This window comes from Pandoraea cepalis, assembly GCF_902459625.1.
In the GTDB taxonomy this organism is placed as follows: domain Bacteria; phylum Pseudomonadota; class Gammaproteobacteria; order Burkholderiales; family Burkholderiaceae; genus Pandoraea; species Pandoraea cepalis.
On sequence record NZ_CABPRY010000016.1, the window covers coordinates 1 to 20,607 of the forward strand.

Consider the following 20,607-nt stretch of genomic DNA (forward strand, 5'->3'; position numbering starts at 1 on the left):
CGGCGCAGGCGCCAATCGCGGCAGCGCGTCGCGCGCCCCGGACGAGGCGCCAGCCGGTGCCGACCCGGAGCCCGAGCCTGAAGGGGCTGCCGGTGCGGTAACGGCAGCGCCTGCGGCGACCCCGCGTGCTTGCATCTATCGTGAAGCCGACGGTGTCGCACCGGTCTTTACCGGCGAATGGCCGGCATTGGCCGCCGGTCTCCCGGCACGCGGTCTTGCCCAACAACTGGCGTTTCAAAGCGAGTTGACCGAAGTCGCCGGTCGCGCGTTGTATTTGCGCGTGCCGCTGCGTCAGTTGGCCGACGCGGCCACCACCGACAAGCTGCGTCAGACGCTGACCGAGCACTTCGGCGCCGAGGTGCAACTGCATGTCGAGCTGGGGCAGGTGGGGACGACAGCGGCTTCGCTCGCCGCGCAAGCGGCGGCGGCGCGCCAAAGCGCGGCGGAACAGGCGATCGCGGACGATCCGCTCGTGCGCGAACTGATCGACGAATTCGACGCCCAGATTCTGCCGGGCAGCGTTCGCCCGTTACAATAAGGCCGTTCGCTGTCGCAATTCGGTGCCGGGTTTTCGAAGAAAATCCTCAAACGCGCGTTACACACGACGACACACCGCGATGCTCCGCGCGCACCGTATTCGACGCGCGGCATCCGACCTACCTCATACGATTGATTCAGGAGTCACCATGCTGAAGGGAAACATTGCAGGTCTGATGAAGCAGGCCCAGCAAATGCAGGAAAACATGAAGAAGGCGCAGGAGCAGCTTGCCCTGATCGAAGTCGAGGGTCAGTCGGGGGCGGGTCTGGTCAAGGTCGTGATGACGTGCAAGAACGACGTGCGTCGCGTGACCATCGACCCGAGCCTGCTGGCGGACGACAAGGACATGCTCGAAGACCTCGTGGCGGCGGCGTTCAACGACGCGGTGCGCAAGGCCGAAGCGACGGCGCAGGAGAAGATGGGCGGCCTGACCGCCGGTCTGCCGCTGCCGCCGGGCTTCAAGATGCCGTTCTGAGCGGTCCTCCGCCAGTTTCAAGAGATACACGACGCATGTCCCAGCTCTCGAGCCTGCAGGAACTCGCCGATGCCCTGCGCGCGTTGCCGGGGGTCGGCCCGAAGTCCGCGCAACGCATTGCTTACCACCTGCTGCAACGTGACCGCAAAGGTGCGGTGCGGCTGGGCGAGGCGCTGGTGCATGCCGCCGAGCAGATTCGCCATTGCGCGCGCTGCAATACGTTTACCGAAGTCGAGATTTGCGAGACGTGTCTCGATCCCGAGCGCGACACGAGCCTGCTGTGCGTGGTGGAAACGCCTGCCGACCAGAACATGCTGGAGCAGACGCTGACCTTCAAGGGGCTGTATTTCGTGCTCATGGGGCATCTCTCGCCGCTCGACGGCGTGGGTCCCGGCGAGATTCACTTCGAGCAACTGATTCGCCGCGCCACGGACGGCGTGGTCAAGGAAGTGGTGCTCGCCACCAACTTCACCAACGAGGGCGAAGCCACCGCGCACTATCTCGGACAGATGCTCAAGGCGCGCGGTTTGCGCGTGAGTCGGCTGGCACGGGGGGTGCCCGTGGGGGGCGAACTCGAGTATGTGGATGCCGGTACGATCGCACGTGCCGTGCTCGACAGACATACGCTCTGAGCATGACGCGCGTGTGTCGCGGTCCAACGCTGCGCGTAGGTACTGCTCCTCTCATCCAATCGGATTAGCTGTTATTCGGTATTTCTGCACCTATCCCGGTCTTCTAGACTGAACCTGCCGACTTGATGACCCACCAGCACGGGGCATTCAAAAAGTTCACAAGCGGCGCGGGGCCGTATTCCCGTCGCGTAGATCCGGTCGATGACCCAATAACTGCGCACGGGCACTGCTTAGGCAGGGAGTTAAGGTATGGCTAACGATACCGGGCGCACCCTGATTTACGCCTCCCGAAAGCACAACGACGGTCTGTTGTCTTTCCTGGGAGAGCAAGGCTGGCAAGTCTTGCCGGCCAAGAGCGCCAGCGACGTCAGTCGCATTCTGAATCCGGGGACGACCAGCGCAGCACTCATCGACCTGGCGAGCGGTTATAGCGACCGCGAGATGGGCGCATTCGAGTCCTGCATGCAACCCGCCACGGTCGGCTGGGTTGCCGCGACGAATCCCGAACAACTGACGACGAAAGCGATCCGCCGGCTGATCCGCGACTATTGCTTCGATTACGTCAACGTTCCCTGTACGAACGACCAACTCGCCCATTCGATCGGACATGCCTGGGGCATGGCATCGCTCTCGGAGGCGCAGTTCGTCGCGCCGCAAGTCGGCGGCGATCAGGAGATGGTCGGCACGTGCGAGGCGATGCAGCAACTCTTCCGCACGATCCGCAAAGTGGCCAATACCGAAGCCCCGGTGTTCATCTCGGGTGAGTCGGGCACGGGCAAGGAGCTGAGCGCCGTGGCGATTCACGAGCGCTCCTCGCGGGCCAAAGGGCCGTTCGTCGCGATCAATTGCGGGGCAATTCCGCCGCACTTGATGCAATCCGAACTCTTCGGCTACGAACGCGGCGCCTTCACCGGCGCCAATGCGCGCAAGATCGGCCGTGTCGAGGCCGCCAATGGCGGCACGCTGCTGCTCGACGAAATCGGTGACCTGCCGATCGAAAGCCAGGCGAGCCTGTTGCGCTTCCTGCAGCAGGGCGCCATCGAGCGTCTCGGCGGCCATGAAGTGATTCCGGTCAACGTGCGCATCATTTCGGCGACGCACGTCGATTTGGAGGAAGCCGTCAAAGAAGGGCGGTTCCGCATGGATCTGTTCCATCGCCTTTGCGTACTGCGGGTGGACGAACCGCCGCTGCGCGCGCGCGGGCAGGACATCGAGATCCTCGCGCACCATATTCTGCAACGCTTCAAGGGCGACAACCATCGCAAGATCCGCGGCTTCACTCAATGCGCGGTACAGGCGATGTACGAATATCACTGGCCGGGCAACGTACGCGAGCTGATCAACCGCGTGCGCCGCGCCATTGTCATGGCCGACGGCCGCATGATTTCGGCCAAGGATCTCGACTTGACGCCGTGGGTGCCGACCCTCGTGCGAACGCTCGAGGAAATTCGCGCGGAGGCCGAACGAACGGCCATCGAGCAGGCATTGCTGCGCCACTGTCATCGGCTCACGGACGTGGCGGCAGAGCTGGGCATTTCGCGCATTACCCTCTACCGGCTCATGTGCCGATATGGAATGCGTGGTGACGAATCGGGCGTGCCGGCCTGATGTCTTCTGGCGAAGAGAGGGCGGCCGTCCTGTGATGAGCAGGGCGGTCGTTTCTTTTTGGGCTCCTGAATATCGTCGCGTCGGGGCCACAAGAATGACCGGCCTACGCTGTGTTTTCACCGCTGTCCTCGCAATCCACGACTTCTGCCATCGCCAATAACGACGGGCGAATCCGGCGAACCTTCCCGCAGTCCCCTTGAACTTCTTCCATACGCATTGCGTTGTCTCTCCTGTCGAGAGCACGCGTCTCGCGGCGTCATGCGTGTGCGTCTGCGGCGCGTCGTCACCTGCGTTTTCTCAACGTCGCGAAGTCCTGCCCGCGGTCGGGGGGAAACGCGCTTTGCCGCCACCGAAAATGGGCGCGGCCGGTGGTCGCGCCGACCGATCAAAGATGAAACATCCACGGCACCGTACGGCGTCGCGCCTCGCGCGGGCATCTGTGACGACGCTGTGTCGTTATGTCGCAGGCGGATAAAACTGCCGCAATTCTGTCACCGGAAGCCCTTGTCAACCGGGGCTCCAGGGCAAGCCTCGCTGGCGGCGCCGATATCGTTCGCAGTTCGGAATGTTTGTGGAATGCGTCGGTGATGTGGCATCGGCGGCCTGGCATGGCCTGCGTATCAATGCTGAAACGTTTTCGCGCATTGGCCCAGGCGTTCGACTAAGTCGAAAAATCTAACGTCAATGTTTTCAATCACTTAAGTCGGGTGGCACGGAAGTCGCTTTATTGAGCCGGGCAAGGAGGGCACAGCGATGCGAATTCTCACCACCGACATTCAGTACCGAGTACGACAAGGCGCAGGCGCGCTGGCCGCTGCCATTGCCGCGACGTTCGGTCTGTGCGCTGCACCGGCGCAAGCGCATGAATTCTCGCGCTCGCCGCTTATGCATGTGGCGATGCTGACGGGCTCAATGGTGCCGACGTCGTTTTCGACGACGCTGCCTGCGATGCGGGTCACGGATGCCGCCCCTGCCATGGCGGCACCGGTCTCCGACCTGGTACCGGTCGCGGCCCGGACGACGACGGACGAAGCTCCGGCCGCTGCCGGTGGCGACGACACGAGTCCCACTGCCAGCGTCCAGGACATCGGCGTGACCGGGGTGCCCCTTGCGGCAGCCCACATCGATGACGCACAACTCGGGAGCCAGCGCGGCCGCAATCTGCAAGGCGGCGCGATGGTCCAGTCACCTGGAATGACGCTCGCCAACGGCGTGACGTTGTGGGACGAACTGCCCGGCGCCGTGACGCCGATGCCGCGTCCGCAACAACTGTCGAGCGGCGTGAACAACGTTCAGGTGACGCGTGTGACTTACTCCACGCGGTGAATCAGATGACTCAATTCTCCCTGGTGCATGCCGGCAGCGTCCTCGCCACGATGATGGTGGCGCTGACCCCGGCGCTGCTCCCCGGCCGCGCGCACGCCGAACCGGCGACGCCCGGGGACCTGGTGATCGAACGCAATATCGGCCCGGAAGTCGCCTATCGCGGCTTGCCCCGTGAGCAGAACCCGATTGGCATCGCCGTACCGGCATTCCCGACGGGGCCGTTCAACACCGCCATGGGGGCTGTCAATCAGGTCATGGATAGTGAGTTGACGGGCCGCGCCTCGGTCGGTCTCGTCACGGGGGCCGTGCGCTCCGGCATCGACCCGGTGATGGGAGTGCTGGTGGGCAATGCCCGCGGTGGCAACGCCCTCAACACCTCGAACGGCGTGGGCGGCGGCTTCAGCGCGGGCGTCGGCGGTGGCGGTGGTATCGGCAGCATCGGTACGCTCGTACCGTCAGTGATCAACTCGGCACTGGCACCGCTCACGAGCATTGGTGCGGCGGGAGCGGCGAAATGAGCGCGCATCGCCTGTCGCATCGTGCCCATCGCGCCATCGCTCTGGCGGCAGCCACCGCCCTGAGCGCCGTCGCAGGGGTGTCGTCGGCACAAGACGTGTGGATCGTGAACGGCGAACTCGCCGGCACGCACGCCACCATCGATAACGGAGTGGCGGTGGGTGTGACCGGGGCCCTTGGTGTCAATCAAGCGGCCGGCGTGAACAACGCCCAGGCCAACAGCGCGGTCATCGCCAATGGCGGCGGAGTGAGCGTCGGCGCGTCGAGCACGAATCAACAGGCGATCGTCACCACGACGACCGGTGCGGCCAGCGCCGCAATTCAAGGCAACGCATTTTCGGGCACCTCGGGGCTGACGCAAGTCAACCAGTCGAGCGGTGCCGGCAATCTTCAACGCAACGCCACGGTCATTGTGACGGGCGATGCGGCTGGAGTGGCGAGCGTATCGGATACGGCACTATCCGCTGCGATCGCTAAGGGTGGCCCGGCTGGGCACGACAACCTCAACGATCTGTTCCGCACGGCGTCGATTTCCGGTGACGCCTTCCGCGGTGCGAACGGTGTGGTCCAAGTGAACCAGTCGGCTGGGATAGGCAATGTAACCGCAAATGTTTTTGTGCTCCGTCCCCCGGCGGGCACATCTTTTTAACTGGGTAACTCTCTCGTCAAGGAGATGGTCATGAAAACGAAAGCAATTGCAGCGGCCGCACTGCTGGTAGCAACGGGTTCCGCCATGGCGTACCCGTCTCATCACCAGCAATACAGCTTCTCGTTCATCGGCAACGAAACCAACGTTCTGAACCTGGTCGGCATTTTCGGTCTGGTCGGCATTCGCGGCTGCGTCACGGTGGACAACACCGGCAACGCTGTCGTGCAAAGCAATCAGAGTGTCGACGCGCATCACGTGCATCTCACGGGGCCCCTGCTTGGCAGCTACGTGACGGGCGACGTGACGTACGGCGTGCATTCCAAGACCACGACGGTCTCGAACCAGGGTAGCGCGTATCTGCTCGCCGGTTCGACCACGACGTCGTATGACAACACGACAAAGTGGGTGAACGCCGAGGCCAATGGTCACCTGAACACCAGCCAGTCCTTCCAGGCCGGTGCCGGGTATATCGCGGGTGAGTCCCACTCCGGCTCAGGCGGCTTCATCGCCGGTGGTGGATATGAATATTCCAACATTGCCGGTGGCTTCGGCGCCATCGGTGGCGGTCATTTCTGGCTGCCCGGCGGAGGCGGCGTGTATGGCGGCTACCTCTTCGGTAACTTTGGCGCGGGCCAAGGCGCTGTGTGGGGCGGCTACGCCTACCATCAGCAAGAGCAGGAGTCGGCGGGCTTCCTTGCGGCAGGCTTCCTGAACACGCAGAAGAGCTTCGACGCAGGGTTCCACGGCTTGTTCAACTATGGTCAGGCTTCAGTCCATAGCGAATCGATCGCCGCAGGTGCACTGTGGGGCTTCTCCGACACGTACATGAAGTCGACCACGTGGGTCCATGGCTCGATCACGTATCACATCAACACGGCGCAGTACCAGACGATGGGTGCCACGCTGGGCCATGGCGCATTGGCTAACGCCAACGGCAACATCGGTGTGAACGTGGCGGCAGGTGCCGACAACGCGCAGGCCAACAACGTCGCGATCGCTTCGCTCAACGCCCAGCCGGTGTATGCCTCGGCACAGGTGTTCGCGAATCAGTCGTCGAAGGGCTCGGCCAGCATCTCGCAGTTCTATGTCACCTCCAGCGTGGGGGATAACGCCCTCGCCGGTGCGACTGGCAATGTGGGTGTGAACGTGGCCGCAGGTGTGGGCAACGTGCAGCAGAACGGCCTGGCCGCCGCCGTCTCGCAAAGCGGGCACGGCTGGTACTCGGGTGGTGCGGCCAACTCGACGGCGCAAACCGACCAAATGGCCTCGATGCACGCTTCGGGCGACTTCATCGCCAATGCTTCGCTGGGTAACGGCGCACTCGCGTACGCCAGCGGCAACATCGGTGTGAACGTGGCTTCGGGCATCGGCAACGTGCAGAGCAACAGCCTCGCCGTCTCGGCAATCAAGTGAAGTACCAAACCGGTCCGGGGATTCCCGGACCGGTTTTTTCATGAGGTGTGACATGAAGGATGCGCGTCGTGCCGCAGTGAGGATCGCTACTGTTTGCGCTCTGGCGTGCGCAAGCGTGGCCGGGCACGCGCAGTATGCATCGGTGAACCTCGAATCTTCGACGGGTGTACCGGCGGTCAAGAAGATGCGCTCGTTCAAGTCGATGCACTACGTGAATCTGGTCCAGCAGGAATACGACTTCAGCTGTGGATCCGCAGCCTTGGCAACGCTGCTGCGATACGGCTACGGGATCGACATACCCGAGCCGGAAATGATCCAGCGAATGATGGCGTTCTCCAACCCGGAAACGGTCATCAAGAATGGCTTCTCGATGCTCGACATGAAGAAATTCGTGGAGACGCTGGGACTCGAGGGGCGAGGATTCAAAGTTGACGTGAACGCGCTTTACGACTTGAGGATTCCGGTCATCGCGCTGATCGACGTCAACGGCTATCAACACTTTGTGGTCATCAAGGCGGCGAAGGACGGACGGGTGTTCGTGTCCGATCCGGCGCTAGGCAATCGCATTATCGAGCAGGCCGATTTTGCCAAGCAATGGAACGGCTTGGTGTTGGCGGTCGTCGGCAAGCCGTTTTTGGAGGATTCACCGCTGCTCAAAGGAAACGAATCCCTGGCAGTCAAGTTGCGCGACAGCGCCTTGGCGACCGGGACATCTCCGACCCCGATGGTGGACTTCGGCATCATCCGGGCGGATCTGTTTTGAGATCAGACCATCATGAATCGATTTGTCCCGATGCTGGCAATCCCGCTGCTTGCAAGTGCCGTGCCGGCATTCGCATCGAGCGTGGTGCCCGAGAGCTGGACGCCTGTGAGCGATGAAGTGCTCGCGCACGCGACCGGCAAGTACGCACAACAGAACATGATCACGGGCTTTCAGCTCGTCATGCAGTCGCAATGGCAGATGCCGACCGGTGCGAGCCTGATGGCCACCGGCGTGCTGGGTGTGAATCAAAACGGCGGCGGCCTCCAGGTGCAGACCGGTGCCGCGACCGGCATTATCCCCGGTCTGGTCAACGCGACCGGACCGCTTACGCAGTCAGTGTCGGGCGCGGCGAGCGTACTGATCAACGGCGTCGCCCAGATCACCCAGGTGGCCGGCGATGCGAACAACGCCCTGAACAAAGCCATCATTCAGTTCGGTCCTGGGGTAACGATCGCGTCGCTGGTGCCGGTCGGCGGGCAGGGCGCAAACAGTTCGCAGACCACGGTGGGCAATTTGAACGCCAGCGTGGCCATTTCGTCGGCCGGCATGCAGATCACGCTGAATACGCCGAACGGCAATCTCGGCCAGAGCGTGGGCGGCGGGGCCGGTGCTGCGATGAACCAGATCATGCAGGTCGTGCAGGTGGCGGGTAACGCCCAGCAGGTCATGAACACGATGCAACTGAATCTGCAGACGAGTCCGCTTACGTCGGCCGCCCTGCATCAGGCCGGCATTCAGAGCGCGTTGGCAAACATCGCCGCGATCCGCCGATGACGGTCGAGGATCGTCAAGCCAGGTCGACGACGTGAAGCGCAAGTGAAGGGTAAGGCAGGAGCAAGTGAAGTGACGGCGCCGCGCTGCCATGGATGCGCAGGGTGACGCCGGTAACCGTGTCCGGCAACGTTGCAACCCTTGGCCGGACGCCAAGATAACGAGAAGTGGGGCGTCGCCGCAGGTCGCTTGCGGTGAACAAGAAGGTGATGTCGGCAGAGCCCGGGCATTGCACGTCCACCGGAATCGGAATGGGTTTCGCACGCATCACCCCGCAGTCGAGCAGCAAGGACAACCGTTGTTGGCAATACGTGTTTGTTGGATTGCGCGCGGACGCCTGTCCGCACCTTTACCCGGGGGGGATCATGAACACTCATCGCTTTTTTCCCGTTGCCGCTATTCCGTTGGGGGTACTGCTTTTCACGCTATCGGCCCAGGCTCAGGAGCATACGAACCCATCGCCGGACGACCGTCTGCAAATGTTGATGGACATGGTCGACCGGCAGCAGCGGGAAATTTCTTCTCTCAAGCAGCGCCTCACGGATATCGAGATGGCGCAACGCGGACGCGGTCTGACCGCCTGGGACACTGCGCAGATCGCGCAGGTCTCGCCCGGTGACGGATCGGCCGCCGGTTCGGCGGGCACGCCGGGCGGCGGCGCCGCCGGCGCGTCGGGGCCCTCGTCGGCCACGCCGATCGGCGAGACCCAGCAGATGCAAAAGAGCACGAGCGAATCGCAGCGCACGCCGGCCGAAGAAGCGGTTGTGCAGGCCCAGCACGCGCCGCTGTTCGACCACAAGCTGACCATCGATACGGGGATCAGCTACAGCTACTACGATCGGCGTCAACTCGTACTGAGCGGCTTTCTCGCCCTTGATGCCATCTTTCTCGGTCAGCTCAATCTTGGCGAGACCAAGGCCAACGTCTGGACGTTCGACGTCAACACGCGCTACGGGATCAATGACCGGTTGAGCGTGGCGTTTGACGTGCCGTATCTCTACCGCAACTCGGACTTCATCTCGGGTGGGGTGGGCGGCGCGGCATCGTCGGTGAGCGACATCAGCAAGAACTCGGCGAACATCGGCGACGTGAATGCGTCCCTGTACTACCAGCTCGTCAAGGAGAACGCGAACTGGCCCGATATCGTGGCCTCGTTTCGCGTGACCGCGCCGACTGGTACGTCACCGTTTGGCATCAAGCTCGGCACGCCCGATCCGACCAATAACAACCTGACGACGCCGTCGCGCCTGCCGACGGGGAACGGCATCTGGGCGTTCACGGCCGGCCTGTCGTTCCTGCGCACCTACGATCCGATCGTCTTGTTCGCGAACGTGGCGTACACCTACAACGTGGCCCGCACGTTTGACGACGTGTCTGCTGTCGAAGGCACGACGCAACCCGCGAAGGTCAAGCTCGGCGACATCATTCAGGTGGGCGCGGGCATGGCATTGGCGCTCAACGACAAGACGGCGCTGTCGATCTCGTACTCGACGGCGATCTCGCGCGCGACGAAGACGGCCAGCCCAGGCGGCGCCTACACCACGGTGGCGGGCAGCTCGACGAACGCGGCGTCGCTCAATTTCGGCATCAACTATGCGATCAACAAGCACTGGACGGTCAACGGTTACGTCAATGCGGGGATGTCGCCGGATGCGCCGAACTATGTGATCGGTTTGCGCTTCCCGTACACGTTCTGACGACGGGGGCACCGCACAGGTGTGCAAGAAGACAGCAGGAACGGGGTTTGCGCGTCGCCGGTACCGGCGACGCGCATGGAATCAGGGTCGAGGAAGGCGTACGGAATAGCGACGGGCGCGGCCCGTAGCGACCCTCGGCTAGCGCGACGGGCGGGGTGGCATATGACCAACCCCTGCGTTGACGGAAAGACGGGTCGGCTGCATTCCAGCGGCCAGAGCAGGGGGTGAAACGTGCGAAATCGCAGCGATCATGCGCGGCCCATCCGGCACGGAAATCGATGCCTGCGTGGGTTTTGGCAGTGGCGCGGGAGGGACGACTTCGTCCCAGAGGCGTACATTGTTGGCCGTTGCCGCCACGGCGTGGCCCGGTGCAATGGCGACGGGCGCGATGCCCGGAACGTTGGCGACAATGCTGTGCTGCAGGTTCGCCGCACGCGTGCTGGCGAGCAAGGCGTCGCTGACCGCGACCGGAACGCCACGCATATCGGCGGACTGAGCTTGCGCGGAGATGGCAAAGCACGCCGCCACCAGACAACCCATAGCAACGCACGTCATCTTGACGCTGATCTTTTGGTTCATGGCATGCCCCCCGGCCTCCAACGACTGTCCTCTCAGCACACGTTGTATTTTATGGCGCGATTCGAGAAAAGGAAGGGAAAAAAGTAATAGCGGAATGTTAGAAAATTGAGTAAATAACTTACGCAGATTGCGGTTTGTCGCGCAGAGGCCACATGGAGCGGCGTTCGTGAGTTCAGGAACAGCTGCCATGCGGGTTTCGTGCGTAGATTGCGCTACAAGCGAGGTGACGCCTGATGTTTGCCTCATGACGAAGGCTGGAGGGTTTCTTCGGTTTTCGTGGCCGCCTGGGCATGTGTCGAACATGCGACGGGGGGTAACTCATGAACGCATCGGGCTTGATAACAAGCGGGGCGGCGGCCCGGGGGGGCTGACCGGAACGACGGGGGAAACCATGCGTGTGCTGGTCGTGGGTGAGGCTGCCAGTTGGCTGAGCGGCCTGCAGGTCGCACTGCAGACCGACGCGAACGCGACGCCGCCGGTTTTGCGTCACGTCGACGAGGCGGCGGCGCAGGACTGGCTCTGGTTGCGCGAGTTGCCGTCGCGTCGCGCGCTTGTGCTTGCCGAGTCGGTGGCCCGTACGCCAGACATCGATGGTCTGTGTGCGACTGCCGCCGACTGTGCGCCGCCTGTCCCGGTGCTCGTTATCGGAGATGCGGGTTTTCCCGATGAAATCATTCGCTGGCTGCAGGCTGGCGCGGCGGCATGTCTGCCATGGCCGAGTTCGGTCGCGCGCACGCGTGCGGTCTTCGATCTGGCGTTCTCGGGCGGTCGATTCGTTCCCGACGAGGCCATCTCGGCATTGCTCGTGCTTTGGCGCCAGGAGGCACTGGGCGAAGCGCTGCCGCTCTCGCGTCTGCCGGTGTTCCCGATGGGCGGCGACAAGGCGACGCAACTGGCCGAGTCGGCGCTGCTCGGTATCTCCGCGCGGCAGTACGAAATTCTGGCACTCCTATCGCGCGGTTTATCCATCAAAACGATCTGCCAGCAACTGGCGATCTCCGAGGGAACCGCCAAGACCCACGTGTCTGCCCTGTATCGGCGGCTCGGCGCCCGCAATCGTGGCGAGGCGATCTACATCGCGGCGCAGCGCGGGGCGCGTCATCTGTTCGAGACCTGACGAGCGACCCCGGGTTGCCCGATCGGATTTCGCGACCATTCAACCCGGAACTTTCCGGGAATCGCTGCGCGATGGTTGGCCGATCGCGGACTGTCGAATTACTATACGAGCTTCGTTTGCCACCCATTGCGACAGGCGCCGCTGACGGCGGCGCCTCGAAGTCGACGGCGATGCCCGTCGACGAGGCACAGGAGTCCACGCGTTGTCCAAGTCGTCCAAGCCGTTCGAGTCTGTATTGCCGCAAGGTCCCGCCCCGGCGTCTACGGCATCCGCTGCCGGCCCGTCTTCCGAAGCCACCTCGTCGCAGGGGGGGGGCGCCGCCGGTCTGCCGGCGCGCGGTGCGCTCGCCGGCGTGAAGGTGCTCGAACTCGGCACACTGATCGCGGGCCCGTTTGCCGCGCGCATGCTGGGGGAGTTCGGCGCCGAAGTCATCAAGATCGAGGATCCGCAGCACGGCGATCCGTTGCGCAAGTGGCGCAAGCTGCACCCCGACGCGGGCGGCACGTCGCTCTGGTGGGCCGTGCAGGCCCGTAACAAGAAATCGGTGACGATCAACCTCAAGTCTGTCGAGGGGCAGGAAATCGTGCGCAAGCTCGCCGCGCAGGCCGACATCGTGGTCGAGAATTTCCGTCCCGGGCTGCTTGAGCGATTCGGATTGGGGTACGAGCAACTCTCGGCCGACAATCCGGGGCTCGTGATGGTGCGCCTGTCGGGCTACGGGCAGACTGGGCCGTACCGTGACCGGCCCGGCTTCGGCGCGATTGCCGAGTCGATGGGCGGACTGCGCCATATCACCGGGTATCCGGACCTGCCACCGCCGCGCATCGGCATTTCCATTGGCGACTCCATCGCGGCGTTGCACGGCGTGATTGGCGCGATGATGGCGTTGCATCACCGCAATGTGAACGGCGGGCGGGGGCAGGTGGTCGACGTCGCCCTTTACGAAGCCGTTTTCAACCTCATGGAGAGCGTGGTGCCCGAGTACAGTGTGGCCGGCATGGTGCGCGAGCGCACGGGAGCATCGCTGCCGGGGATCGTGCCCTCGAACACCTATCCGTGCGCCGACGGCATGATCGTGGTGGGCGGCAACAGCGATCCGATCTTCAAGCGGCTGATGCACGCCATCGGCCGGCCCGATCTGGCGGACGATCCCGCCCTGGCGCACAACGACGGCCGCGTGCCGCGCACGCAGGAAATCGACGACGCCATCGGCCAATGGACGCGCGCGCGTCCGATCGATGATGCCCTGGCTGTGCTGCAAGGGGCCGACGTGCCGGCAAGCCGTATCTATACCGTGGCCGACATGTTCAAGGATCCGCAGTTCATCGCGCGCGAGATGATTCAGCGTCACACGTTCCCGGACGGCACGCCCATCGATCTGCCGAACGTCACGCCCAAGCTTTCGCAAACGCCGGGGCAGACGCAATGGCTCGGCCCGGCACTTGGCGAGCACACCGAAGAGGTGCTCGGGCAACTAGGTTATGATGCCGAACGAATCAAGGCACTGCGCGAGAACGGTGTCATTTGAGCTGAGCCGATCTCGCGCTAGACCGCGGGGCGCGGCACTGTCCGCGGCTCGCGAATAAGCACGTTACACCAAGAAAAAACGCTGCAACCACGGAGACAAACCTCATGCAAAGACGTCAGTTCGTCACGACGCTGGCCGCAGCCGGCTTGATCGGCGCAGGCATTCGCCCGAGCTTCGCGCAAGGCAAACTCGAGAAGACCAAGGTCGCGATCGCCGTCGGCGGCAAGAACCTGTTCTATTACCTTCCGCTTACGATTGCCGAACGCCTGAATTACTTCAAGGACGAAGGTCTCGACGTCGAAATCTCGGATTTCGCCGGTGGCTCGAAGGCGTTGCAAGCCCTCGTGGGCGGTAGCGCCGACGTGGTGTCGGGCGCTTACGAACATACGATCCTGTTGCAGGCGAAAAACCAGTTCATCCGCGCGTTCGTGCTGCAGGGGCGCGCCCCGCAGATCGTCTTCGGCGTGTCGAACAAGACCATGCCGAATTACAAGTCGCTGGCCGACCTGCGTGGCAAGAAGATCGGCGTGACGGCGCCGGGCTCGTCCACCAACATCATGGCGAACTTCGTGCTGGCCAAGGGCGGCGTCAAGCCCAACGAGGTAGCGTTCGTTGGTGTCGGCGCGTCGTCCGGTGCGCTCGCCGCGATTCGCTCGGGCAATATCGACGCCATCGTCAACCTCGATCCGGTGATCACCATGCTCGAGCGCGACAAGGAGATCCGCGTGATCTCGGACACGCGTACGCTCAAGGAGACGGTGTCGGTGTTCGGCGGCCATATGCCGGCGGGGTGCCTGTACACGAACGAATCGTTTATTCAGAAGAATCCGAATACGACGCAGGCGCTGACCAATGCCATGGTTCGTGCGTTGCGCTGGCTTCAGACGGCTGGGCCGGCGGACATCATCAAGACGGTACCCGACGCCTATCTGTTGGGCGACCGCGCCTTGTACCTCGATGCCTGGGGCCGCGTGAAAGAGGCTATGTCCCCGGACGGCCTGATTCCCGCTGACGGCCCGGCCACGGCGCTGCGCACGTTGCAGGCGTTCGACGAGTCCGTCAAGGGCAAGCCGATCGATCTGGCGAAGACGTTCACGAACGAATTCACGAAGAAGGCCGACGCCAAGTACAAATGATGACAGCGCCGGCTCTGAGTTTCGACAGCATTACGTGTACGTTCGTCGCGCGAGACGATCGCGCGAAGCGATACACGGCCGTGGCCGACACGTCGCTCGACATTGCGCCGGGCGAGTTTGTCTCGGTCGTCGGCCCCACCGGTTGCGGCAAGTCGACGTTGCTCAACGTCGCTGCCGGGCTGCTGGTGCCGTCGTCCGGCACCGTCAAGGTGTTCGGCGAGGCGCTCAAGGGCATCAATTCGCGCGCCGGCTATATGTTCCAGGCCGAAGCGCTGATGCCCTGGCGCAACGCCATCGACAACGTGACCGCGGGGCTGGAGTTCCGTGGCGTATCGGCCGATGAAGCGAAGGCGCGCGGACACGAGTGGCTCAAGCGCGTGGGGCTGGGCGGGTTCGGCGATCGCTACCCGCACCAGCTCTCGGGCGGCATGCGCAAACGCGTGGCCATGGCGCAGACGCTGATTCTCGATCCGGACATCATTCTGATGGACGAGCCGTTCTCGGCGCTTGACATCCAGACGCGTCAGCTCATGGAAAACGAGTTGCTCGATCTGTGGGCGGCCAAGCGCCGGGCGGTGCTGTTCATCACGCACGATCTGGACGAGGCGATAGCGCTATCGGACCGTGTCGTGGTGCTCTCGGCAGGGCCGGGCACGCATCCGATCGGGGAGTTCCGCATCGATCTGCCGCGTCCGCGCGATGTGGCGGAAATCCGCACGCATTCGCGCTTCACCGAGCTGCACGCCCAGATCTGGGACGTGCTGCGAGAGGAAGTGCTCAAGGGCTATGCGCAACAGTTGAAGGCAGTCTGACACGTCGTGTGGCAAATCACCGACTTTCTGTTCGGCGGGTGCGGCTGGGGGCAATGGCTGGACTGGCTCGACTGGCTGGATGGGTTCGATTTGCCGGATGGCTTTGGTGGGTTCGATTGGCTTGTCTGATCGCTCGTCTGATATTCCCGGAATTCGTTCGTCATGCGTAATCGTTCGATCATGCGGCACTTGCGGTTGTGGCAATGGCTGCTGCTGGTGGTGGCTTTTCTCGTCTGGTACGTCCTGACGAGCCCGACGCTGCTCCCCGCGTTCTACTTCGACAGCCCCGACAAGGCGGCTTTCTTCTTTGGCGAGCCGCAGAAGGTATTGCTCCAGATCTGGCAGTGGTTCGCCGGCGGGGAGATCTATCTGCATCTCGGCGTCACGCTGCTCGAGACCGTGCTCGCCTTTGTCATCGGCACGGTGTTCGGGCTGGCGGTGGGACTGTGGCTGGCGCTCTCGCCGAGCGCCGGTGCGCTGTTCGATCCGTACATCAAGGCGGCCAACTCGATGCCCCGCGTGATTCTCGCGCCGATCTTCGGCGTGTGGTTCGGGCTTGGCATCTGGTCAAAAGTCGCGCTGGGCGTCACGCTGGTGTTCTTCATCGTGTTCTTCAACGTGTACCAAGGCGTAAAGGAAGTCAGTCCGGTCGTGCTGGCGAATGCCCGCATGCTGGGCGCGAATCAGCGCCAGTTGCTGCGTCGCGTGTATCTGCCGAGCGCCACCAGTTGGGTGTTCTCCAGCCTGCATAATTCGGTCGGACTCGCGTTCGTCGGTGCAGTGGTCGGGGAGTATCTGGGGTCGGCGCGCGGCGTGGGCTACCTGATTCTGCAAGCGGAAGGCACGTTTGACATCAACGCCGTGATTGCCGGCGTATTGATCCTGACGGCGTTTGCCCTCGTGCTCGACGGGCTCGTGGGTGTGGTCGAACGGCGTTTGCTCGTGTGGCAGCCGCAGGCCGGCGAGACCGAGAAGATGTGAGGTATGGCCGCTGGCGACACCGAGGTCGCCGGCGGTCGTGACGGCATGGCGGCAAATTTGTGGTAGATCCGTGGCCGTTGTGTTGCCACCGAATCGCCGCAACGACAGGCGTGATGCTGTGACGGCGTCATATCCGGGCACCTTTCCTCGGTTACAATTGCCGCATGCGAATCCTGCTCAGCAACGACGATGGGTATCAGGCGCCTGGCCTGGCCGCGCTTTACGAAGCGCTGGCTCCGCTTGGCGACATTACCGTAGTGGCGCCCGAACAGAACTGTAGTGGTGCGTCCAATTCTCTGACCCTGCAACGGCCGCTGTCGGTGTTCCAAGGCGGCAACGGTTTCACGTTCATCAACGGCACCCCAACCGATTGCGTGCACATCGCGCTGACCGGGCTGCTCGAAGAAAGGCCCGACATCGTTGTGTCCGGCATCAACAACGGCCAGAACATGGGCGAAGACACGCTCTACTCCGGCACGGTGGCGGCGGCCACCGAAGGGTTTCTGTTCGGGATTCCCTCGTTCGCCTTCTCGCAAGTCCATAAAGGCTGGGATCACCTCGATAGCGCGGCGCGCGTGGCGCGCGAGGTCGTCGAGCGGTATATGGAGCGCCCGCTGGGCGCGCCCTTCCTGTTGAACGTCAATATCCCCAATTCGCCGTACGACCGCCTTAAGGGCGCAGTGGCGACGCGACTTGGGAAACGGCATCAATCGCAGCCGGTGATCCGTCAGGAGAATCCGCGCGGCGAAACGATTTACTGGATCGGGCCGGCTGGCGACGCGCGCGACAGCAGCGAAGGCACCGATTTTCATGCCGTGGCGCACGATTACGTCTCGGTCACCCCCTTGCAACTGGATCTCACGCATACCGCACGACTTGGCGTCGTGCACGACTGGCTGGCCAGCGCAGGGGTGACCCAACGATGACGACACCGCCAAAGCGTTTTCCTCTTCCCTTGGCCGATGTGATGAGCCGTCGGCAACGTCAGGCGCCGGTGCTCGACAAGGCGTCGCGGGCCAGTCCCGCCGGCGCGCCGCCTGCCGCGATGACGCGCGCCGCGGTGCCCGCAAGTCAAGGGAACGGAAAGACGCCGACTGGCGGCAATCTTTCTCCGAATACACACGGCGGCCTGCGGGCTGCCGCGACGCCAATGGCCGGCGCGTCAGCGCGTCCCGGCGGCGCACAGACGCCGCACGCGGTCGTACCGAAAGGACTTGCGCGACCCGCGTCCGCCCCCCACGCGCAGCCCGCGCCGCATGCTGCGAAAGGTGCGCCGCGGCCCACCGTCAAGACAACGGGGACGGGGCATGCCCAGCCGGGCGCGGCCGTCGGTGCCAGGGGCGCGGTGCGTGGGGTGACGGCAACGAAGGTTTCGGCGGGTGGCACGGGACGCGCGAGCGCCTCGGCGCTCGGGAATTCGCCGGATGGCATCGGACTGACCTCCGAGCGGGTGCGCGCGCGGATGGCTGAACGCGTAGCCGCATCCGGCGTCAAACACCCGGGTGTGCTGGCGGCGCTGGCCGCGGTGCCGCGTCACGGATTTGTCGACGCGGCGCTCGCCAATCAGGCCTATGAAGACGCGGCGCTGCCGATCGGTCACGGGCAGACGATTTCCAAGCCATCGGTCGTCGGGCGCATGATTGAGCTGCTGCTTGCTGGCGGGCGTCCGCTGGAGAAGGTGCTGGAAATCGGCACGGGATGCGGCTACCAGGCGGCGGTCCTGTCGTGTGTGGCGCGCGACGTGTACTCGATCGAACGCGTGCGTCCGCTCCATGAGCGTGCCAAGGCCAACTTGCGACCGCTGCGGGTGCCGAATATTCGCCTGCATTACGGAGACGGGCGGCTAGGGCTGCCGGCGGTCGCGCCGTTCGACGGCATTGTGATTGCCGCTGCCGGACTGGAAATCCCGGACGCGCTGATCGATCAACTCGCCGTTGGCGCACGCCTCATCGCGCCAGTGGGCGGTGAGCAACAGATTTTGACCCTCATCGAGCGCACCGGTACGCGCCAGTGGCGCGAGACCCAGCTTGATAGGGTGTTATTCGTCCCCTTAAAATCGGGCATCATCTAAGCCCGACGGGCCTTATTCTGCGGAGGATTTGAGTGAATTTGCGAGCGGGTTTCCAACAACGCGTCGCCAGCGTCCTGTTGCTGAGCATGCTGGCAGCGTGCGCATCGCGACAAGTCGGGGCGCCGGTCGTCGACCGTACCGTAGGCGGTGTGGCGACCGACGGTAGTGCGCCAGGCGCAGCGCCTGTCATCGACAACACGCCGGTGCCGGCGGGGTATTACCGCGTAAAGCCCGGCGATCGCCTCTATCGCATCGCGCTGGAGAACGGTCAGAACTATCGCGATATCGCGCGCTGGAACAATATCCAGAACGCGGATCAGATCGAGGTTGGCCAGGTCTTGCGTGTGAAGCCACCCGCCGGGGATACCGGCACGCCGTTGCCGGCGCCGCTCGCCGGCAACAATGTGGCCTCGGTGCCACCGGCGGTCGTGACGCCGCCGGCCAGCGCGTCGGCGACGGCCGCGCCGTCCGCACCGTCCGCTGTGTCGAGTGGCGAGTTGCAATTGTCGTGGCCGGCCAAGGGCAATGTCGTTGGCCGCTTCGACGATTCGAAGAACAAGGGCCTGAACATTGGCGGGACCGTCGGAGAGCCTGTCTATGCGGCGGGAGCGGGCAAGGTCGTGTATTCAGGGGCTGGCCTGCGCGGTTATGGCAACCTCGTCATCATCAAACACGACGCTACCTTCTTGACGGCGTATGCGCACAACCGCACACTGTTGGTCAAGGAAGGCGACTCCGTCACGCGGGGTCAGAAAATTGCCGAAATGGGCAACTCGGATGCGGATCGTGTCATGCTGCATTTCGAGGTACGTCGCGACGGCAAGCCTGTAGATCCGATGAAGTATTTGCCGCCTCAATAAACTAGGCAGGGTCGAATGCTCAAGAGAAAGCGTCGCACTTCGCAAGAGGAAGACCTCGCTGCCCCGGAGCCCGATCAGGAAGTCGACGATCGGCAATCCCGGCAGGACGAGGACGTGGACGACGCTTTCGACGAGCGCGAGGCGGCGGAGGACGACGACGTGTCGTCGTCCGACGCGGCCGAAGCCGGTACCGCCGCCCGCAAGCGCAAGCCCGAGGCCGAGGACTTCGGCACGGTGCTGCAGGCCGAACTCACGGCGGATACCGTCCAGCACTATCTCAACCGTATCAGCGTCAAACCGCTGCTCACGCCCGCGGAAGAATTCGATTACTCCACGCGTGCCCAGGCTGGCGAGTTTGCGGCCCGTCAGGTCATGATCGAGCGCAATTTGCGTCTCGTTGTGAGCATTGCCAAGGGCTATCTCAATCGCGGTGTGCCACTGCTCGATCTGATCGAGGAGGGTAATCTCGGCTTGATGCATGCGATTGAAAAGTTCGACCCGGGGCGCGGGTTTCGTTTTTCCACCTATGCCACGTGGTGGATTCGCCAGAGCATCGAGCGCGCCATCATGAATCAGGCGCGCACCGTGCGCTTGCCGGTGCATGTGATTCGCGAACTCAACCAGGTGCTGCGCGCGAAGCGTCATCTTGAAAAGAGTGCGGCGTATGTCGATGGTGGCGAGCAGCGCGACGCAAGTATCGAAGACATTGCCGATTTGACCGGCAAAACGCCCGAAGAGGTGATCGACATCCTCGCGCTCAACGAGCATGTAGCGTCGCTCGACGCGCCGCTGGAAATCGATCCGGGCAGTAGCTTGCTCGATTTGCTCTCGGATGATCACAGTGCGGCCCCGGAGCAGGAGGTACAGCATCGCGAGTTGGAAGACCTCATGCGCCTTTGGCTCTCGCGCCTGTCCACCAAGCATCGCTACGTCATCGAGCGACGGTTCGGACTCAACCGTGTGGAACCTGCCACGCTGGAAGAACTGGCCGACGAAATGGGGCTGACGCGCGAGCGCGTGCGACAGATCCAGCAAGAGGCGCTCGTCAAGCTCAAGCGCTATTTCGCATCCAACGGGGTGCGCAAGGACGCCGTGCTCTGATTGGTGTCGACCTCGACGACCGCCGCCATCCGCC

The 20,607-nt window shown here is 63.5% G+C and carries 22 protein-coding genes; 21 read left to right on the plus strand and 1 reads right to left on the minus strand.

Annotated elements, in window-relative coordinates; translation table 11 throughout:
- The 11 genes from PCE31107_RS21560 to PCE31107_RS21610 all read left to right on the plus strand — a co-directional run.
- On the plus strand, positions 1 to 538 hold a 538-nt coding region (locus tag PCE31107_RS21560; protein WP_281352593.1), incomplete at its 5' end, for a DNA polymerase III subunit gamma/tau C-terminal domain-containing protein.
- A 148-nt stretch (positions 539 to 686) separates the two neighbouring features.
- Positions 687 to 1,013 carry a YbaB/EbfC family nucleoid-associated protein gene (locus tag PCE31107_RS21565; RefSeq protein WP_017231405.1) on the plus strand — a complete coding sequence of 109 codons (327 nt, stop codon included), beginning with the start codon at positions 687 to 689 and terminating at the stop codon, positions 1,011 to 1,013.
- Positions 1,014 to 1,048: 35 nt separating this feature from the next.
- Entirely contained in the window at positions 1,049 to 1,645 is a 597-nt protein-coding gene (gene recR / locus PCE31107_RS21570; protein WP_017231406.1) for a recombination mediator RecR, read from the plus strand.
- Between the two features lie 249 nt (positions 1,646 to 1,894).
- Positions 1,895 to 3,253 (plus strand): sigma-54 dependent transcriptional regulator, encoded by a 1,359-nt coding sequence (locus tag PCE31107_RS21575; protein WP_130025643.1) that lies wholly within the window; start codon positions 1,895 to 1,897, stop codon positions 3,251 to 3,253.
- A 753-nt stretch (positions 3,254 to 4,006) separates the two neighbouring features.
- Positions 4,007 to 4,579, plus strand: a complete 573-nt coding sequence (locus tag PCE31107_RS21580) for a hypothetical protein (RefSeq protein WP_150610614.1) — start codon at positions 4,007 to 4,009, stop codon at positions 4,577 to 4,579.
- Between the two features lie 5 nt (positions 4,580 to 4,584).
- The gene (locus tag PCE31107_RS21585; RefSeq protein ID WP_150610615.1) at positions 4,585 to 5,097 is read left to right on the plus strand and encodes a hypothetical protein; all 513 of its coding nucleotides are present in this window, start codon (positions 4,585 to 4,587) and stop codon (positions 5,095 to 5,097) included.
- Positions 5,098 to 5,201: 104 nt separating this feature from the next.
- Complete coding sequence (locus PCE31107_RS21590) at positions 5,202 to 5,744, plus strand: hypothetical protein (RefSeq protein ID WP_246181931.1); 543 nt, start codon at positions 5,202 to 5,204, stop codon at positions 5,742 to 5,744.
- A 30-nt stretch (positions 5,745 to 5,774) separates the two neighbouring features.
- Positions 5,775 to 7,157 (plus strand): hypothetical protein, encoded by a 1,383-nt coding sequence (locus PCE31107_RS21595; protein ID WP_150610617.1) that lies wholly within the window; start codon positions 5,775 to 5,777, stop codon positions 7,155 to 7,157.
- Between the two features lie 52 nt (positions 7,158 to 7,209).
- Positions 7,210 to 7,920 carry a C39 family peptidase gene (locus tag PCE31107_RS21600; RefSeq protein WP_246181932.1) on the plus strand — a complete coding sequence of 237 codons (711 nt, stop codon included), beginning with the start codon at positions 7,210 to 7,212 and terminating at the stop codon, positions 7,918 to 7,920.
- A 12-nt stretch (positions 7,921 to 7,932) separates the two neighbouring features.
- Positions 7,933 to 8,694, plus strand: coding sequence for a hypothetical protein (locus PCE31107_RS21605; protein ID WP_130025648.1), 762 nt, complete (start codon positions 7,933 to 7,935; stop codon positions 8,692 to 8,694).
- Positions 8,695 to 9,056: 362 nt separating this feature from the next.
- On the plus strand, positions 9,057 to 10,388 hold the full coding sequence (locus PCE31107_RS21610) for a porin family protein (protein WP_026131491.1): 1,332 nt from the start codon (positions 9,057 to 9,059) through the stop codon (positions 10,386 to 10,388).
- A gap of 138 nt (positions 10,389 to 10,526) precedes the next feature.
- On the opposite strand, the gene PCE31107_RS21615 is transcribed toward PCE31107_RS21610, so the two are convergent.
- A complete protein-coding gene (locus tag PCE31107_RS21615) occupies positions 10,527 to 11,156 on the minus strand; it encodes a hypothetical protein (protein WP_150610618.1) in 630 nt (209 codons plus the stop codon).
- Between the two features lie 202 nt (positions 11,157 to 11,358).
- Here PCE31107_RS21615 and PCE31107_RS23755 point away from each other — a divergent pair, with 202 nt between their 5' ends.
- The 10 genes from PCE31107_RS23755 (at position 11,359) to rpoS (ending at position 20,573) form a co-directional block, all read left to right on the plus strand.
- Complete coding sequence (locus PCE31107_RS23755) at positions 11,359 to 12,084, plus strand: response regulator transcription factor (RefSeq protein WP_246181933.1); 726 nt, start codon at positions 11,359 to 11,361, stop codon at positions 12,082 to 12,084.
- A 325-nt stretch (positions 12,085 to 12,409) separates the two neighbouring features.
- Complete coding sequence (locus tag PCE31107_RS21625) at positions 12,410 to 13,612, plus strand: CaiB/BaiF CoA transferase family protein (RefSeq protein ID WP_150610642.1); 1,203 nt, start codon at positions 12,410 to 12,412, stop codon at positions 13,610 to 13,612.
- A 104-nt stretch (positions 13,613 to 13,716) separates the two neighbouring features.
- Positions 13,717 to 14,748 (plus strand): ABC transporter substrate-binding protein, encoded by a 1,032-nt coding sequence (locus PCE31107_RS21630; protein WP_017231419.1) that lies wholly within the window; start codon positions 13,717 to 13,719, stop codon positions 14,746 to 14,748.
- Complete coding sequence (locus tag PCE31107_RS21635) at positions 14,748 to 15,560, plus strand: ABC transporter ATP-binding protein (RefSeq protein ID WP_130027800.1); 813 nt, start codon at positions 14,748 to 14,750, stop codon at positions 15,558 to 15,560. The genes PCE31107_RS21630 and PCE31107_RS21635 overlap by 1 nt, the downstream gene beginning before the upstream one ends.
- A 6-nt stretch (positions 15,561 to 15,566) precedes the next feature.
- Positions 15,567 to 15,689: a hypothetical protein gene (locus PCE31107_RS23825; RefSeq protein ID WP_281352594.1), complete on the plus strand. Its 123-nt coding sequence runs from the start codon at positions 15,567 to 15,569 to the stop codon at positions 15,687 to 15,689.
- Between the two features lie 33 nt (positions 15,690 to 15,722).
- Complete coding sequence (locus PCE31107_RS21640; protein ID WP_017231422.1) at positions 15,723 to 16,541, plus strand: ABC transporter permease; 819 nt, start codon at positions 15,723 to 15,725, stop codon at positions 16,539 to 16,541.
- Positions 16,542 to 16,705: 164 nt separating this feature from the next.
- A complete protein-coding gene (surE, locus tag PCE31107_RS21645) occupies positions 16,706 to 17,467 on the plus strand; it encodes a 5'/3'-nucleotidase SurE (RefSeq protein ID WP_150610619.1) in 762 nt (253 codons plus the stop codon).
- Positions 17,464 to 18,612, plus strand: a complete 1,149-nt coding sequence (locus PCE31107_RS21650; RefSeq protein WP_150610620.1) for a protein-L-isoaspartate(D-aspartate) O-methyltransferase — start codon at positions 17,464 to 17,466, stop codon at positions 18,610 to 18,612. Before surE ends, PCE31107_RS21650 begins: the two co-directional genes overlap by 4 nt.
- An 86-nt stretch (positions 18,613 to 18,698) precedes the next feature.
- Complete coding sequence (locus PCE31107_RS21655; protein WP_246181936.1) at positions 18,699 to 19,472, plus strand: peptidoglycan DD-metalloendopeptidase family protein; 774 nt, start codon at positions 18,699 to 18,701, stop codon at positions 19,470 to 19,472.
- A gap of 15 nt (positions 19,473 to 19,487) precedes the next feature.
- On the plus strand, positions 19,488 to 20,573 hold the full coding sequence (rpoS, locus tag PCE31107_RS21660) for an RNA polymerase sigma factor RpoS (protein WP_130025653.1): 1,086 nt from the start codon (positions 19,488 to 19,490) through the stop codon (positions 20,571 to 20,573).
- Positions 20,574 to 20,607: the final 34 nt, after the last annotated feature.

Bases quoted from the DNA above. Each gene is read 5' to 3' on its own strand.
- PCE31107_RS23755 (WP_246181933.1), top strand. From the start codon at position 11,359: ATGCGTGTGCTGGTCGTGGGTGAGGCTGCCAGTTGGCTGAGCGGCCTG.
- PCE31107_RS21650 (WP_150610620.1), top strand. From the start codon at position 17,464: ATGACGACACCGCCAAAGCGTTTTCCTCTTCCCTTGGCCGATGTGATG.
- PCE31107_RS21640 (WP_017231422.1), top strand. From the start codon at position 15,723: ATGCGTAATCGTTCGATCATGCGGCACTTGCGGTTGTGGCAATGGCTG.
- PCE31107_RS21610 (WP_026131491.1), top strand. From the start codon at position 9,057: ATGAACACTCATCGCTTTTTTCCCGTTGCCGCTATTCCGTTGGGGGTA.
- PCE31107_RS21565 (WP_017231405.1), top strand. From the start codon at position 687: ATGCTGAAGGGAAACATTGCAGGTCTGATGAAGCAGGCCCAGCAAATG.
- PCE31107_RS21615 (WP_150610618.1), bottom strand. From the start codon at position 11,156: ATGGCAGCTGTTCCTGAACTCACGAACGCCGCTCCATGTGGCCTCTGC.
- PCE31107_RS21575 (WP_130025643.1), top strand. From the start codon at position 1,895: ATGGCTAACGATACCGGGCGCACCCTGATTTACGCCTCCCGAAAGCAC.
- PCE31107_RS21630 (WP_017231419.1), top strand. From the start codon at position 13,717: ATGCAAAGACGTCAGTTCGTCACGACGCTGGCCGCAGCCGGCTTGATC.
- PCE31107_RS21605 (WP_130025648.1), top strand. From the start codon at position 7,933: ATGAATCGATTTGTCCCGATGCTGGCAATCCCGCTGCTTGCAAGTGCC.
- PCE31107_RS21580 (WP_150610614.1), top strand. From the start codon at position 4,007: ATGCGAATTCTCACCACCGACATTCAGTACCGAGTACGACAAGGCGCA.
- PCE31107_RS21595 (WP_150610617.1), top strand. From the start codon at position 5,775: ATGAAAACGAAAGCAATTGCAGCGGCCGCACTGCTGGTAGCAACGGGT.
- PCE31107_RS21600 (WP_246181932.1), top strand. From the start codon at position 7,210: ATGAAGGATGCGCGTCGTGCCGCAGTGAGGATCGCTACTGTTTGCGCT.
- rpoS (WP_130025653.1), top strand. From the start codon at position 19,488: ATGCTCAAGAGAAAGCGTCGCACTTCGCAAGAGGAAGACCTCGCTGCC.
- PCE31107_RS21585 (WP_150610615.1), top strand. From the start codon at position 4,585: ATGACTCAATTCTCCCTGGTGCATGCCGGCAGCGTCCTCGCCACGATG.
- surE (WP_150610619.1), top strand. From the start codon at position 16,706: ATGCGAATCCTGCTCAGCAACGACGATGGGTATCAGGCGCCTGGCCTG.
- PCE31107_RS21655 (WP_246181936.1), top strand. From the start codon at position 18,699: ATGCTGGCAGCGTGCGCATCGCGACAAGTCGGGGCGCCGGTCGTCGAC.
- recR (WP_017231406.1), top strand. From the start codon at position 1,049: ATGTCCCAGCTCTCGAGCCTGCAGGAACTCGCCGATGCCCTGCGCGCG.
- PCE31107_RS21635 (WP_130027800.1), top strand. From the start codon at position 14,748: ATGACAGCGCCGGCTCTGAGTTTCGACAGCATTACGTGTACGTTCGTC.